This is a genomic window from Curtobacterium sp. 8I-2, assembly GCF_902506155.1.
GTDB classification, from domain to species: Bacteria; Actinomycetota; Actinomycetes; order Actinomycetales; family Microbacteriaceae; genus Curtobacterium; species Curtobacterium poinsettiae.
The window spans coordinates 1,969,820-1,982,295 of record NZ_LR732827.1; the positions used below are offsets into that span (position 1 = coordinate 1,969,820).

Consider the following 12,476-nt stretch of genomic DNA (forward strand, 5'->3'; position numbering starts at 1 on the left):
GGTTGCTCCGCGACTGTAGGTGGACCGCGTCGGCTTTGGAAGGTGACCGAGGGGCTAGATTCAGACCGTCCGAGTGCCCGAGGAGGCCCCATGCCGTACATCGTCGACTTCGTGAACGTCTCCACGGTGGGGCTCGAGACCTCGCCGGTGGTGGATGCGCTCGCCGGCCTCCGTGCGAACGAGGCCCGCTACTTCAAGAACAAGTACGACCACGACCTCACCACACGTCCTGCCGTCGAGGCTCCCGAGCTGGTCGAGTACGTCGCCCGCGTGCTCGTGGAGGAGCGGGGGCTCGTGATCGCCTCCCCGCCGCTCGAGGCCACCGAAGCAGTGGTCGACGGCGTCCGCTGGACCTACGTCTTCTACGAGTCCGGCCTGGCGATCAACGTGCTCTACACACTCGAACCGGGCGGCAAGCGTGCGGTCGGGTTCAAGCTCTCCGACGGTATGGAAGTGCCGGAGGAACTCGCCGACAAGTTCAAGTTCGCCCGGCAGCGGTCGAAGCTCGCGGGCACGATCCGCGGCTCGTTCTTCGTGATCAAGGGCGAGTACTGACGCGTCGCACCGGGGCTGCCCCGGGAACGACGAAGCGCCGCCGAGCGAACTCGGCGGCGCTTCGTGGTGGTGCTGGTCGGACCTAGGCCGCGAGGGCCATCTCGCCCGCCTGCACGGACTGTGCCTGCAGCAGGGTGCGGCTGGCCTCGCCCGCCCAGGAACGGCCCGGGACGGTCCAGCCGGCCTCGCCGACGACGTCGAGCCGGGTGCCCCGGGTGACGAAGGTCCCCAGGTCGTCGGCCGCGATGCGGACGAGGTACTCGCGCTGCGAGCGGTCGTCGCGCACCGGGAACTCGGCGATGCGGTCGGGGGTGATCGTCGGGGCCGCGAGTGCGGTCCCGAACACGGTGATTCGTTCGTTGCTGGTCATGGTGCTGTACTTCCTGGTCATTCGGCGCCAGGGCGACTCGGTGTCGGCGGACGTCTCAGTCCAGCGCGACGCATCGAGTGCGGGGCGCGCACGTCGAGTTTCAACGTGCAGCTCGTCCGTTCGGATCAAGCGGTGTCTCGAGTGGAATGCGACTCGGGTGAGTCGGTGTCGAGAGGTTGGTGTGCGCGAGTCAGATGGGTTCGCTGCAGTGCACCAACCAGAGACTATACGCCCACCCCGCCGAGAAGTCCAGCGAGCGACCGGACCGAGCGTCAGGACGCCAGGAACGCCGTCCAGCGGTCTCCGCCGGCGGCCACGTTGCCCGACCCGTCGAGGCGGGCTGCGGCCGAAGACGGCTTGCGGTCAGCCTGCTCGTGGATCAGCCCGTCGAACGTCGCCGAGAAGTCCAGACGGGGCACCGCGGCCGTGACGTCCCGCAGGTCGTCCGACGACCACCTGTCGAAGCCCACGCCGGAGACGTCGAGCGAGGTCGCGACCTCGAGCAGGTGCCCCTCGGCGTCGAGCTCGGGGTCGACGGACCGCCACATGTGCCGCTCGATGATCTCCCCGACCCGACGGGCTCGCACGGCGTCCCACCCGGCACCGAGCGCGAAGACCGAACCGACGGCGCCGCCGGCGTCCTCGAAGGGCACCCGGTGGGCGTCGAACGACGTGGTCACACCGAGGTCGTGGAGCATCGTCGCGACGAAGAGCAGCTCGGGGTCCGGTTCGAGGTCGACCGTCGGGGCGAGCAGGACGGCCCAGGCCCACGAGCGCAGGCAGTGGTGCACGAGGGCGGGTTCGGACCATGCCCGCACGACGTCCAGTGCGCGCGCAGCCACGGGGGAGGGCGGGGTGAGCAGGGCTTCGACGTCGACCGACATGGCACGACAGTAGCGGCAGGAACGAGCCGTAACGGGGCGGAAACGTGCCGGGCCAGAACCGGAAACAGCGCCCCGTTAGCTTTCGGTTCACTGAGTACCCGCTCAGCACCCCTCCACCCCACCCGAAGGAACTGCGCCCATGCAGCACCGACCACGGCTGCGCCCACGCGCGACGATCGTCTCCTCGACGCTCGTCGCCGCCGGGGCGTTCGGCCTCGCCGTCCTGACGGCCGCTCCGGCCCAGGCAGCGCCCACCGCGACCACCGCCACCATCGACGCCCCGGCCACCGTGACCGTCGGCACGGCGTTGGACGTCGAGCTGACGATCCCGGACACCGCCGACGTCTACGCGTACGAGATCACGCTCGAGGCCGACTCGGTGGACTACCGGGACGACAGCGTCACCGGCCCGGACGGCGGCTTCGACAGTGTCGAGCAGGACGGTGACGCCCTGACGATCGTGCACACCCGCCTCGGCACCTCGCCGGCACTCGACGGTGACCTGGCCACCTCGATCTCGCTGACCCCGACGGCGGTCGGCAGCGTCGACCTCGACGTCACGAGCATCACCCTCGTCGGCTCCGACGGCACGTCGACGACCCTCGACGACCCGGCGAGCACCACCGTCGTGGTCGCCGCGGCCGCGACCACCGCCCCGACGGCCACCCCGACACCGGGTGCGACCACGCAGCCCGGCGCCGGTGGCGGCACGGGTGGCCCCAGCGCCCCCGGTGACCCGACTGCCCCGGGCACCGACCCGACCAGCGGCGCCACCGCCGTGGCGGGAGTCGGCGGGGGCGACCGTCCGACCGGCGGCGACCTCGCCTGGACCGGCGCCGACGTCGCGCCCTGGATCGCCGCGTCCATCGCCCTGCTCGCAGCCGGCGGCACCCTGATCACCCTGCGGGCCCGTCGTGCCCGCCGCGACCGCACCGGAGCCTCCGCATGACCGCCACGAAGCAGGCCGCCAGCAAGCAGGCCGCCACGAAGCACGCCGCCACGAAGCGGGCCTCCAGCAAGAAGCGCACCACCGTCGCCGGCGCATCGCTCATCGCCCTCGTCGGCACCGTCCTCGCCGCGACCCCCGCGATCACGGCCGCCGCAGCACCCGCAGCCGTCGACGCCAGCCCCGCCGCCATGCTCGCGCCGTACTACACGGACCTCGACCTGACCGGCGACGACCAGGTGACGAAGGCCGACCTCGCCGTGCTCACCGACCACCTCGGTGCGACGACCGCGAGCACCGGCTGGGCGACGGTCAGCGCCGCGGACACCGACGCCGACGGCACCATCACCGTCGCCGACCTGGCCGGGTTGTCCCAGCGGATGATCTACGACGACGGCCCGTTCCAGCTCGTCGAGGCGTCGACCATCGACATGCAGGCCGCGATGAACGCCGGGGTCACCACGTCGGTCGCGATCACCGAGGACTACCTCGACCGCATCGCCGCGTACGACCGCACGACGGTCGACACCGCGTCGACCGGGCGCGCGCTCAACTCGATCGTCACCACCAACGCCGACGCCCTGGCCGCCGCGAAGACCGCGGACGCCGAGCGCGCCGAGCACGGGATGACGAGCATGCTGCTCGGCGTGCCGATCGCGGTGAAGGACAACTACGACACGAAGGACATGCCGACCACCGGTGGCTGCGGCTGCTGGGACGACAACCAGACGGACACCGACGCCGCCATGGTCACCGGCCTCCGCGACGTCGGCGCCGTGATCCTGGCGAAGGCCAGCCTCGACGAGTTCGCCTTCGGCTTCGTCTCCGAGTTCTCGTCGAACCAGCCCGCCGGCTCGTCGCTCCTGGTCGCCAGTCCGTACAACACGGCGCAGACGGCCGGTGGCTCGAGCGGCGGCACCGGTGCGGCGATCTCCGCGAACCTCGCGGGGATCGGCTTCGGCACCGACACCGGCGGCTCGATCCGCGTGCCGTCGACGTACAACCAGCTCGTCGGCATCCGGCCCACGGTCGGACTGACCAGCCGTGACGGGATCATCCCGCTCGCCCTGTCGCAGGACACCGGCGGCCCGATCACGCGCTCGGTCACCGACGCGGCGGTCGCGCTCGACGCCGTCACCGGCGTGGACGCGGCGGACCCGGCGACGAGTGCGCAGGCCGGCAAGGTGCCGACGTCGTACACGTCGTCGCTCGACGCCGACTCACTGCAGGGTGCCCGCATCGGCTACGTGACGAGCATGGTCGGCACGAACGCCACGACGAAGCGCCTGTTCGACGCCTCCGTCGCGAAGCTCGAGGCCGCCGGTGCCACCGTCGTCCCGATCACCGCGACGACGGCCTTCAACCGGGTCCTGTCCGAGGGCAGCGGCAGCACGAACGAGTTCAAGCACGACCTGGACGAGTACGTCGCGAAGCACCTCGACCCCGACGTCACCGCGCGTTCCCTGCAGGGCATCCTGGCCTCGGGTGAGTACGTGCCGAGCCGGAAGAGCACCTACCAGTCGCGTGACCTGATCACCGACACGCAGTACCAGGCGTGGGCCGGACCGACGGGGTCGCACACGACACAGCTCGCCACCGGCAAGCAGCTCGTGACGCAGATGCTCGACGACCAGGACCTCGACGCGCTCGTCTACCCGTCGGGCACGCCGTACGGTACGCAGTCGACGAACATGCGCCTCAGCCCGAACACCGGCATGCCGGCGATCACCGTCCCGATGGGCCAGGCGACCGCTGCCGACAACACCATCACCGGTGCCGGTGTGAACCTGGAGTTCCTCGGCCGTTCGTTCGACGAGAGCACGGTCATCGGCCTCGGCTACGCCTTCGAGCAGGAGACGCACGCGCGCACCACGCCCGCGCTGTACCCGGCGCTCGGCTGAGCTGAGCGGGTCGCGTGACGTGACCACAGGACGGACGGGAGGCCCGTGGCGACACCGCCACGGGCCTCCCGTCCGTCTGCTCCGTCAGTTCAGGGTCGGGGTGTCCTCCGGCACGACGCCGTCGGCGTACAGGTCGGTCGCCAGGTCGCGGAGCGCGCGCAGCGCGACCCGCTGCGTGAGCGGGCCGTAGGAGATGCGGGCGACGCCGAGCGCCTCGTACTCGGCGGCGGGCAGTGCGCCGGGCAGGCCGATGACCGAGAGCTTGCCGCGGCCGAGACCGGCGACGAGTCGCTCGACCGCGGAACGCTCGATCGCGCCGGGCACGAAGACCAGGGCGGCGCCGTTGTCCAGGAACGCCTTGCCGCGGGCGATCGCGTCCTCGATGCTCTCGTCGATCGGGCGCTCGCCGCCCCGCACGATCGCGTCGGTGCGGGCGTTCAGCTGGAAGTCGACGCCCTCGGCCTGCGCCGCTGCGGTGATCGCGGCGACGCGGGCGACCGCCTCGTCGAAGGGACGCAGCCGGTCCTCGACGTTGGCGCCCACGATGCCCGAGCCGATGGCCCGGCGGATGGTCTCGGCGGGGTCCTGGTACCCGTCGTCTAGGTCGGCGGTGACCGGCAGGTCTGTCGCGGCGGCCACGATCGCGGCGCCCGACAGGGCGAGGTCGAGCGGCATGCCGCCGTCCTCGTACCCGTACGACGCGGCGATCGAGTGCCCGGCGGTCGCGATGGCCTTCGTGCCGGGCAGGTCGCTGACGACCTTCGCGGTGATCGCGTCCCACACGTTCACGACGCGCAGGATATCGGGGGCTTCGTGCAGCTGCTTGAGGGTGACGGCCTTGTCGGCGGTGCTCGTGCTCATGTCGCCGAGCGTAGGCCGACGGGGCGGCCCCCGGCCGTGACCCCACCCGAAGACGACGTGGGATGACGTCGGGAGTCGCGCCGGGCCTCCCGGCAGGGGCATGCTGGGACGCATGGCGAGCGACGAGCAGGACCCGGTCGGCACGCTCCGTGGGGTCCGGACGAGCATCAAGTGGACGCGGTACGCGCCCGACGTGCTGCCCCTGTTCGTCGCCGAGATGGACCACGACGTCGCGCCGGCGATCCGCCAGGCCCTGATCGAACGGGTCTCGCAGTCCGACCTCGGGTACCTCGACGGCCCCGGCCCGCTCGCACCGGCCTTCGCGCAGTTCGCGCTGGACCGCTGGGGCTGGCAGATCGACCCGTCGCGGATCCACCTGGCCACCGACGTCAGTGTCGGGATCGTCGAGTCGCTCCGGCTCGCGCTGCCCGACGGCGGCCGCGTCGCGATCACCCCGCCGGTGTACCCGCCGTTCTTCGAGCTCGTCGAAGAAGCTCGATGTCAGGTCGAGGAGGTCCCGCTGCTCGAGCAGTGGGGGCAGTACCGGCTCGACCTCGAGGGCCTCGAGCGGGCGTTCGCCGACGGGGTCGGCGTGTTCCTGCTCTGCAACCCGCACAACCCCGTCGGGCTCGTGCACGACCGGGCCGACCTCGTCGCGATCGCCGAACTGGCCGCGAAGTACGACGTCCTCGTCATCAGCGACGAGATCCACGCACCCCTGACCCACCCCGGCGTGCAGTTCACCCCGTTCGCCGCCGTCGCCGAGCCCGTCGGAGCCCGGAGCGTGTGCGTGACCTCGGCGAGCAAGGGCTGGAACCTCGCCGGCGTGAAGTGTTCGGTCATCGTCGCCGGCGATCCCCGGACCGCCGCGCTCCTCGACACCCTGTGGGAGGAGGTCGCCTGCCGTACAAGCATCCTCGGGCTGCACGCGAACCTGGCGGCGTTCACCCTGGCGACGGACTGGCTCGACGACGTCGTGGCGCGCATCGTGGCGAACGACCGACTGCTCGCCAAGCTCCTCGCCGAACACCTGCCCGGTGTGGTCTACACGCGGCCGCGCGCCGGGTACCTGGCGTGGCTCGACTTCCGGGGCATCGGCCTCGGCGACGACCCCGCGGTGCCGCTGCGCGAGAACGCGTACGTCGCGCTGAACTCCGGGCTGGGGTTCGGGTCCGAAGGGCGGGGGTTCGTCCGGCTCAACCTGGCCTGTTCTCCGGAGACCCTGCGCGAGGCCGTGTTCCGGATCGCGTCGGCGTACCCGTCGAGCGCACAGGAGGGGCTGGTCTGGCACGTCGCGTGACCGGTGGAACGGCGTCGTTGCCGGCTACACAGCACCGAGTGAACACAAGACGTCGGGTCGGCGCCACGCACTCGATGTCTTCTGCTCACTCGAGCCCGCCGGGGTCAGGCCACGTACTGGTTGCGGCCGACGACGCGGATGCGCAGGTCGTCGTCGCGGTCCATCGCGAGGAGTTCGCGGGCGACGAACCCGACGGACGGCCACCGGGAGACCTCGGTCACCATGAAGCCGTCGATGAACACCTGCCACGCGCCGGCCTCGCGGACCGCCTGCACCTCGTACATCGCCATGCCGTGAGCGTACCGGGACGGGGCCGCCGTCGGCGCAGGTCGAACGTCAGCGCAGGTCGAGCGTCATGTGCACGTCGGCCCGCACGTACGGGCTCGGGGCGATCTCATCCTCGTGCAGGTGCCGGAAGCCGAACGCCTCGTACAGGTGCACGGCGCTGGTGAGCTGCGCGTTGCTCTCCAGGTCGATGCGGTGTGCTCCGAGCTCGCGGGCCCGGTCGAGTGCCGCGGTGATGAGCTTCCGCCCGGTGCCGTGCCCCTGGTGGTCGGGGGAGACGGCCATCTTCACGAGTTCGAACACGCCGGGGGTGGTGGGCACGACCCCGATGCACCCGACGACCTGGTCGTCGAGCCGGGCGACCAGGACGGCACCGCCCTGCTCGACGACGCGGCCGACGGGGTCGGAGAGGAACACACGGTCCTCGTCCTCGAGGGTGAAGTACCGGGTGATCCAGGCCTCGTTGAGCGTGCGGAACGCCTCGGCGTCGGCGGGGGTGGCGAGGTCGGCGATGGTGACGGTGGAGGTCGCTTCGGGCATGTCTCCATCCTCGATCGACGATGCAGTCGCGTCCAATACTCGTTCGCGCTGATCGATACGCTGTGTGCATGGATCGAGAACCCGACGTCGACCTCCGTCACCTGCGGGCCTTCCTGGCCGTCGCCGACGAGTTGCACTTCGGCCGAGCAGCCGGACAGCTGCGGATGGCTCAGCCCGCACTGTCCCAGCAGATCCGGCGGACCGAGCGCGCGCTCGGCGTCGACCTGTTCGTCCGGACCAGCCGCAGCGTCGCCCTGACCGCCGCCGGCCGGGTGCTGCAGGGCCGTGCGCGGTCGTTGCTCGGGCAGGTGCGGCGCGACCTCGACGAGACGGTCCGGGTCGGTCGGGGCGAGGTCGGTCGGCTCGACGTCGGGTTCGTGGTCTCCGCGCTGCCCCTCGGGCCGATCGAACGGGTGCAGTCGTTCCGGGAGCGCTACCCCCTGGTCCGGGTGGAACTGACCGAGGGGTACTCGTCGACGCTGCTGGCGCGGATCGTCCGCGGCGAGCTCGACCTCGCCGTCGTCCGCGATGCCGACCCGGACCCCGCCGTGCGCCTGCTGCCGTTCCGGTCCGAGGCGTTCGTCGCCGCCGTCCCGCGCGGGCACCGACTGGCAGACCGCGAGCGCATCCGCGGTACCGAGCTGGTCGACGAACCGTTCGTGTTCTTCCCGGCGGTCGCCGGAGCATTGGCGACCGAGCGCAACCTGGCACCGGTCACCGCCGGTGGGCGCCGACCCGTCGTCGTGCAGGAGGCCACCACCTGGGCGACCGTGCTGCACCTGGTCGGGGTGGGCCTCGGCGTGACGGTGGTGCCGGAGAGCGCCGCGCTCGCCGCACCCGACACGGTGACGCTCCTGCCGCTCGAGGGCAGCGACCACCGCAGCGAGCTCGCGTGGGCGATGCGCGCCGACGACGACCGCGAGATCCTGCGCAACTTCGTCGTGAAAACTGGTCGGTGGGGCGGCGTCACGCACCCGGCGGACCGGTGAAGGGTCATTCAGGGTCGCGCTCGATCGCGTCGGTGACCTTGACCGCTCGCCGGCTGCGCCGCCATGCTGAAAGCACTCAACAATATCCTGAGGGGGACTCATGAAAATGAAGAAGATCATCGTGGCGATCGTCGGGCTCGTCGTCATCAGCGGTGGGATGTTCGTTGGTGCATCGCCGGCATCCGCGAAGGAGTGTGCTTACCTCAACGGCGCGCAGTGCACCGGTTGGTACGCGAACGCCGACACTTGCAAGGGCATTGCCTACTATGGCTCGCCTGCACACATCCGTGCGTGCGAGGCGTGGGCCGGGTTTGGATCGCACGGCTGATCCAGTAGGAGCCGGTGAGACGACGCTAGAACCGCTCGTGTGCTGCTGCACACGAGCGGTTTGTCCGTCGGCCAGTGACGTGCAAAGAAGCCCCGCTCCCTCGTTCAGCCGAGCGACAGGACGGGCGCCCGATGGTCACCGAGCTCGTCGATGCGCCACGGCCGGGCCCCGCGCAGCGTCAGGCCGAGCTGCACGAGCACGAACCCGACGTGCGGTTCGACATCGGGGTCCCACGGGCCCTCGACCCCCAGGCCGAACGCGCCGAGTTCATCGTCGGCTTCGTCCCGCAGGGTGAGTCGCCACCGTCCGTCGCCGAGTTCCTCGACCACGGCCCAGCGGGCGGTGCCGAACCGGCTCACGCCGTCTTCATGATGTCCGCGGTGAAGTTCTGCACGCGCTGGAGCAGGGACGCACCCCGCATCGCGATGGTCGCCGGCGGGTTCAGGTGCGGCGGTGCGGTGCGGATGAGCATCGGGCAGCCGAGGTCTTCGCAGATGTACGTGCCGATGGTGTTGCCGTTGCGGCCGGACTCGCCAGCACGTGCGGCGGAGAACAGCCGGACCTGGGTCGCGGGCTGCGGGGAGTGGCAGAACGAGCACATCGCGGCGATGCCGGGGCGCAGCGACCCACCGGCGGACCGGACGACGATGCCCACGGGGCGCTCGTCGATCCAGGACACGATGTACCCGCGGCGGGCGGCCTGCGGGTCGCGCCACCCCAGGAACTCGCGCTCGTCCCAGAGGGTCTCGTGCAGGCCGGGGATGGGCAGCTGTGCGAGTTCGTCGGCTGTGGCGTTCACGAACGACGATCGGATGTCGGCTTCGGTCAGTGGCTTCACGGTCCGATCACCATATGCCTCGCCCCCGACACGTGGTGCGTCACGACAGTCTGGAGGCGCGGATCGCGCCGAGCGCGCTGCTCCCGTCCGCCACCAGCACCGCCCGGCGCAGGGCGTCGCGTCCGACGCGACGGGCCGCCGCGTCGTCCGCGGCGAACTCCACGAGCACGCGCGTCGACCGCGCCATGGCGCGCGCACCGGGCACCCACGGGACCGCACGCTCGATCGATTCGGCGACCGCGACCGCAGCCGCGTGGTGCTGGGTCAGGTGGGCGCGTTCGTGGGCGACCACGGCCTCCAGTTCGTCGGTGCGCAACCGGTCTGCCAGGCCGGTGCTGACCAGGACCCCACCGCTCCGACCCGGCACGGCGCACGCCAGTGCGTGGTCGGCCTCGACGACGGCGACGGGGGTGCCGTCGATCTCGCGGTGCGGGGCGACCCCGGAACGCATCGCCTGCCGGACGGCCTCGTGTTCGGGGCCGGGGCGGACCCGGACCGCGACGACGAACGCCACGACCGCGAGCACCGCGACGCCCACGTTGAAGCCGTGCGTGGGGGAGTCGTCCCCGCCGAAGAGCTCGGTGACCGGACGGTCGGCGAGCACGACCAGGGCGATGCCGGCCACGAAGCCGACGACGCCGAGCAGGACCGCGATCGACCAGCAGACCAGCGCGGTGCGCGGCAGGTCGATCGTCCAGGCGGAACGGGTCAGGACCCGGGGCGCGAACACCACCACCGCGAGTGCGAGGACGATGAGCGCGATGCCGGCGACGACCACGGTGTGCGGCCGGTCAGGAGCGGGCGCGGGCGTCGAGGGCGCGGCGCAGGGCCTCGAGGTCGTCCGAGGCGAGCGACCCGGTGAACTGCAGCAGTGCGGCCTCGCGGTCGGTCGAGGCGGCCAGCGCACTCGACATCAGTGAGGCGGTCTGCTCGTCGCGACTGTGCACGGCGCGGAAGGTCAGGGGAGCGTCGTCGTGCTGCTCCCGTTCCACCTGGCCCTTGCGGCCGAGTCGGTCGAGCACGGTGAGCACGGTCGTCAGCGCGGGGCGGGGCTCGGGGAACGCGTCGAGGACCTGGCGTGCGGTGAGCCCGGCGTCGGCGGAGCGGAGCGCGTCGAGCACCGCCTGCTCCAGCTGCCCGCGGGGGCGCGATCGTTGTCCGGCCATCCCCGCATTCTACGAGATGTCGAAGGTTCGCTCGCGACACACGCCCGAAACGCGGCCTCGGTATGCTCGACGCGGACAACTGAACACACCGGCCGTTCATCCGTCGCGGGAGACGCCGTGCAGTACCTCTGGGTACATCGTGCCCTCGGGCGCGCGCACGGCACCGAAGGAGCAATCCCCCCGTCAATCTCTCAGGTCCCACACCGCAGCGGACAGGCCACTCTGAAAAGCAGACGCTCGGTCGTCTCGCCCACGGTGAAAGCCGCCGGACCTCACGGGCCGCGGTGAAACTCTCAGGCCCATGACAGAGGGGGAGTTCCACCCGGCGATCGTCGCCGGGCCCTGCCGATGCCAGGAGAACTCCGCCATGAGTCCGTCCCCACAGCCCACTCCGGGGCAGCGTTCGTCGCCGCTCGAAGCCGTGCACCAGGCCGCCGGTGCGACCTTCACCGACTTCGCCGGGTACCGCATGCCCGTGCGCTACTCGTCGGACCTCGCCGAGCACCACGCCGTGCGCCAGGCCGCCGGGGTCTTCGACCTGTCCCACATGGCCGAGATCGGGGTGACCGGCACCGACGCCGTCGCCTTCCTCGACCACGCGCTCGCCGGGTCCTTCGGGAAGATGCCGGTCGGTCGCGCCAAGTACTCGCTGCTGCTCGCCGAGAACGGCGGGATCCTCGACGACCTGGTCGTGTACCGGACCGACGACGACGTCTTCCTCGTCGTCGCGAACGCCTCCAACCGTGACGTCGCCGTCGCCGCGCTGACCGCCCGGGCCGACGGCTTCGACGTCGAGGTCTCCGACGACTCCGACACCACGGCCCTCGTCGCCATCCAGGGCCCCGCGGCGGCCGGCACGCTCGACGCCCTCGTCGTCGCCGACCGCCTGCAGCCCGAGACCCCGCTCGACGAGCTCGGCTACTACCGGGTGCTGCACGCGCTGTTCGACGGCGCCGACGTGCTCGTCGCGCGCACCGGGTACACCGGCGAGGACGGCTTCGAGGTCTACACCGACCCGGACACCGCCCCGGTGCTCTGGGACACGCTGCTCGAGGCCGGTGCCGACCGCGGGGTCGTCCCCGCCGGGCTCGCCGCACGCGACACCCTGCGGCTCGAGGCGGGCATGCCCCTGTACGGGCACGAGCTCGGCACCGACGTCCGTCCGGCCCAGGCAGGCCTGGGCCGCGTCGTCGCGAAGGACGGCGAGTTCGTCGGTGCTGCCGGCGTCACCCCGTCCGCGGACGCCCGCGTGCTCGTCGGCCTGGTGACCGAGGGCCGTCGTGCTCCCCGGGCCGGCTACGACGTCGTGCTCGACGGTGCGGTCGTCGGCACCGTGACCTCCGGCGCGCTCTCGCCGACGCTCGGTCACCCCGTCGCGATGGCCTTCGTCGACCCGGCTGCGCTCGCCGTCGCGTCGGACGGGGCACAGGTCCTCCACATCGACGTCCGCGGGACTGCCGTCCCCAGCACGGTCTCCGCGTTCCCCTTCTACCGCCGCGCCTCGAAAGGCTGA

At 71.6% G+C, this 12,476-nt stretch carries 16 protein-coding genes and 2 riboswitches; of the genes, 7 read left to right on the plus strand and 9 right to left on the minus strand.

Annotated features, from left to right (window positions below; genetic code table 11):
• The first annotated feature begins 90 nt into the window (after positions 1 to 90).
• Positions 91 to 555, plus strand: coding sequence for a phage tail protein (locus tag BOSE127_RS13125; protein ID WP_159557547.1), 465 nt, complete (start codon positions 91 to 93; stop codon positions 553 to 555).
• Positions 556 to 637: 82 nt separating this feature from the next.
• Here BOSE127_RS13125 and BOSE127_RS13130 read toward each other — a convergent pair whose 3' ends face one another.
• Together BOSE127_RS13130 and BOSE127_RS13135 are read right to left on the minus strand one after the other, a co-directional pair.
• Positions 638 to 925, minus strand: a complete 288-nt coding sequence (locus BOSE127_RS13130; protein ID WP_159557549.1) for a hypothetical protein — start codon at positions 923 to 925, stop codon at positions 638 to 640.
• Between the two features lie 272 nt (positions 926 to 1,197).
• Positions 1,198 to 1,809, minus strand: a complete 612-nt coding sequence (locus BOSE127_RS13135) for an HD domain-containing protein (protein ID WP_159557551.1) — start codon at positions 1,807 to 1,809, stop codon at positions 1,198 to 1,200.
• Between the two features lie 139 nt (positions 1,810 to 1,948).
• Here BOSE127_RS13135 and BOSE127_RS13140 point away from each other — a divergent pair, with 139 nt between their 5' ends.
• Together BOSE127_RS13140 and BOSE127_RS13145 are read left to right on the plus strand one after the other, a co-directional pair.
• Positions 1,949 to 2,758, plus strand: coding sequence for a hypothetical protein (locus tag BOSE127_RS13140; protein WP_159557553.1), 810 nt, complete (start codon positions 1,949 to 1,951; stop codon positions 2,756 to 2,758).
• A complete protein-coding gene (locus BOSE127_RS13145; RefSeq protein WP_159557555.1) occupies positions 2,755 to 4,656 on the plus strand; it encodes an amidase family protein in 1,902 nt (633 codons plus the stop codon). Before BOSE127_RS13140 ends, BOSE127_RS13145 begins: the two co-directional genes overlap by 4 nt.
• 84 nt (positions 4,657 to 4,740) lie before the next feature.
• Here BOSE127_RS13145 and BOSE127_RS13150 read toward each other — a convergent pair whose 3' ends face one another.
• A complete protein-coding gene (locus BOSE127_RS13150) occupies positions 4,741 to 5,517 on the minus strand; it encodes an isocitrate lyase/PEP mutase family protein (protein WP_159557557.1) in 777 nt (258 codons plus the stop codon).
• A gap of 112 nt (positions 5,518 to 5,629) precedes the next feature.
• Here BOSE127_RS13150 and BOSE127_RS13155 point away from each other — a divergent pair, with 112 nt between their 5' ends.
• On the plus strand, positions 5,630 to 6,817 hold the full coding sequence (locus tag BOSE127_RS13155) for a MalY/PatB family protein (RefSeq protein ID WP_236559550.1): 1,188 nt from the start codon (positions 5,630 to 5,632) through the stop codon (positions 6,815 to 6,817).
• A gap of 104 nt (positions 6,818 to 6,921) precedes the next feature.
• Here the strand turns inward: BOSE127_RS13155 and BOSE127_RS13160 are convergent, their stop codons facing one another.
• Positions 6,922 to 7,107 carry a hypothetical protein gene (locus BOSE127_RS13160; protein ID WP_042539381.1) on the minus strand — a complete coding sequence of 62 codons (186 nt, stop codon included), beginning with the start codon at positions 7,105 to 7,107 and terminating at the stop codon, positions 6,922 to 6,924.
• 46 nt (positions 7,108 to 7,153) lie between these two features.
• Positions 7,154 to 7,642: a GNAT family N-acetyltransferase gene (locus tag BOSE127_RS13165; protein ID WP_159557561.1), complete on the minus strand. Its 489-nt coding sequence runs from the start codon at positions 7,640 to 7,642 to the stop codon at positions 7,154 to 7,156.
• A gap of 68 nt (positions 7,643 to 7,710) precedes the next feature.
• Here BOSE127_RS13165 and BOSE127_RS13170 point away from each other — a divergent pair, with 68 nt between their 5' ends.
• Positions 7,711 to 8,631 carry a LysR substrate-binding domain-containing protein gene (locus tag BOSE127_RS13170; protein ID WP_159557563.1) on the plus strand — a complete coding sequence of 307 codons (921 nt, stop codon included), beginning with the start codon at positions 7,711 to 7,713 and terminating at the stop codon, positions 8,629 to 8,631.
• Positions 8,632 to 8,737: 106 nt separating this feature from the next.
• On the plus strand, positions 8,738 to 8,959 hold the full coding sequence (locus BOSE127_RS13175; RefSeq protein WP_042539375.1) for a hypothetical protein: 222 nt from the start codon (positions 8,738 to 8,740) through the stop codon (positions 8,957 to 8,959).
• Positions 8,960 to 9,063: 104 nt separating this feature from the next.
• Here the strand turns inward: BOSE127_RS13175 and BOSE127_RS13180 are convergent, their stop codons facing one another.
• From BOSE127_RS13180 to BOSE127_RS13195, 4 genes are read right to left on the minus strand one after another with little or no spacing between them, the layout of a single operon-like run.
• Positions 9,064 to 9,318 (minus strand): hypothetical protein, encoded by a 255-nt coding sequence (locus BOSE127_RS13180; protein ID WP_017887084.1) that lies wholly within the window; start codon positions 9,316 to 9,318, stop codon positions 9,064 to 9,066.
• On the minus strand, positions 9,315 to 9,797 hold the full coding sequence (locus BOSE127_RS13185; protein ID WP_017887083.1) for an FBP domain-containing protein: 483 nt from the start codon (positions 9,795 to 9,797) through the stop codon (positions 9,315 to 9,317). Before BOSE127_RS13185 ends, BOSE127_RS13180 begins: the two co-directional genes overlap by 4 nt.
• A gap of 40 nt (positions 9,798 to 9,837) precedes the next feature.
• The gene (locus tag BOSE127_RS13190) at positions 9,838 to 10,575 is read right to left on the minus strand and encodes a M48 family metalloprotease (protein ID WP_159557565.1); all 738 of its coding nucleotides are present in this window, start codon (positions 10,573 to 10,575) and stop codon (positions 9,838 to 9,840) included.
• A gap of 13 nt (positions 10,576 to 10,588) precedes the next feature.
• Entirely contained in the window at positions 10,589 to 10,963 is a 375-nt protein-coding gene (locus tag BOSE127_RS13195; protein ID WP_031259691.1) for a BlaI/MecI/CopY family transcriptional regulator, read from the minus strand.
• A 96-nt stretch (positions 10,964 to 11,059) separates the two neighbouring features.
• Positions 11,060 to 11,179, plus strand: a riboswitch (glycine riboswitch).
• A riboswitch (glycine riboswitch) is annotated at positions 11,180 to 11,281 on the plus strand.
• A 49-nt stretch (positions 11,282 to 11,330) separates the two neighbouring features.
• Here BOSE127_RS13195 and gcvT point away from each other — a divergent pair.
• Positions 11,331 to 12,476, plus strand: coding sequence for a glycine cleavage system aminomethyltransferase GcvT (gcvT, locus tag BOSE127_RS13200; RefSeq protein ID WP_159557567.1), 1,146 nt, complete (start codon positions 11,331 to 11,333; stop codon positions 12,474 to 12,476).

What these genes read in the sequence shown, in the direction of transcription:
- BOSE127_RS13130 (WP_159557549.1), bottom strand. Translation starts at nt 925, where the DNA reads ATGACCAGCAACGAACGAATCACCGTGTTCGGGACCGCACTCGCGGCC.
- BOSE127_RS13125 (WP_159557547.1), top strand. Translation starts at nt 91, where the DNA reads ATGCCGTACATCGTCGACTTCGTGAACGTCTCCACGGTGGGGCTCGAG.
- BOSE127_RS13165 (WP_159557561.1), bottom strand. Translation starts at nt 7,642, where the DNA reads ATGCCCGAAGCGACCTCCACCGTCACCATCGCCGACCTCGCCACCCCC.
- BOSE127_RS13140 (WP_159557553.1), top strand. Translation starts at nt 1,949, where the DNA reads ATGCAGCACCGACCACGGCTGCGCCCACGCGCGACGATCGTCTCCTCG.
- BOSE127_RS13135 (WP_159557551.1), bottom strand. Translation starts at nt 1,809, where the DNA reads ATGTCGGTCGACGTCGAAGCCCTGCTCACCCCGCCCTCCCCCGTGGCT.
- BOSE127_RS13170 (WP_159557563.1), top strand. Translation starts at nt 7,711, where the DNA reads ATGGATCGAGAACCCGACGTCGACCTCCGTCACCTGCGGGCCTTCCTG.
- BOSE127_RS13195 (WP_031259691.1), bottom strand. Translation starts at nt 10,963, where the DNA reads ATGGCCGGACAACGATCGCGCCCCCGCGGGCAGCTGGAGCAGGCGGTG.
- BOSE127_RS13175 (WP_042539375.1), top strand. Translation starts at nt 8,738, where the DNA reads ATGAAGAAGATCATCGTGGCGATCGTCGGGCTCGTCGTCATCAGCGGT.
- BOSE127_RS13160 (WP_042539381.1), bottom strand. Translation starts at nt 7,107, where the DNA reads ATGGCGATGTACGAGGTGCAGGCGGTCCGCGAGGCCGGCGCGTGGCAG.
- BOSE127_RS13150 (WP_159557557.1), bottom strand. Translation starts at nt 5,517, where the DNA reads ATGAGCACGAGCACCGCCGACAAGGCCGTCACCCTCAAGCAGCTGCAC.
- gcvT (WP_159557567.1), top strand. Translation starts at nt 11,331, where the DNA reads ATGAGTCCGTCCCCACAGCCCACTCCGGGGCAGCGTTCGTCGCCGCTC.
- BOSE127_RS13155 (WP_236559550.1), top strand. Translation starts at nt 5,630, where the DNA reads ATGGCGAGCGACGAGCAGGACCCGGTCGGCACGCTCCGTGGGGTCCGG.
- BOSE127_RS13145 (WP_159557555.1), top strand. Translation starts at nt 2,755, where the DNA reads ATGACCGCCACGAAGCAGGCCGCCAGCAAGCAGGCCGCCACGAAGCAC.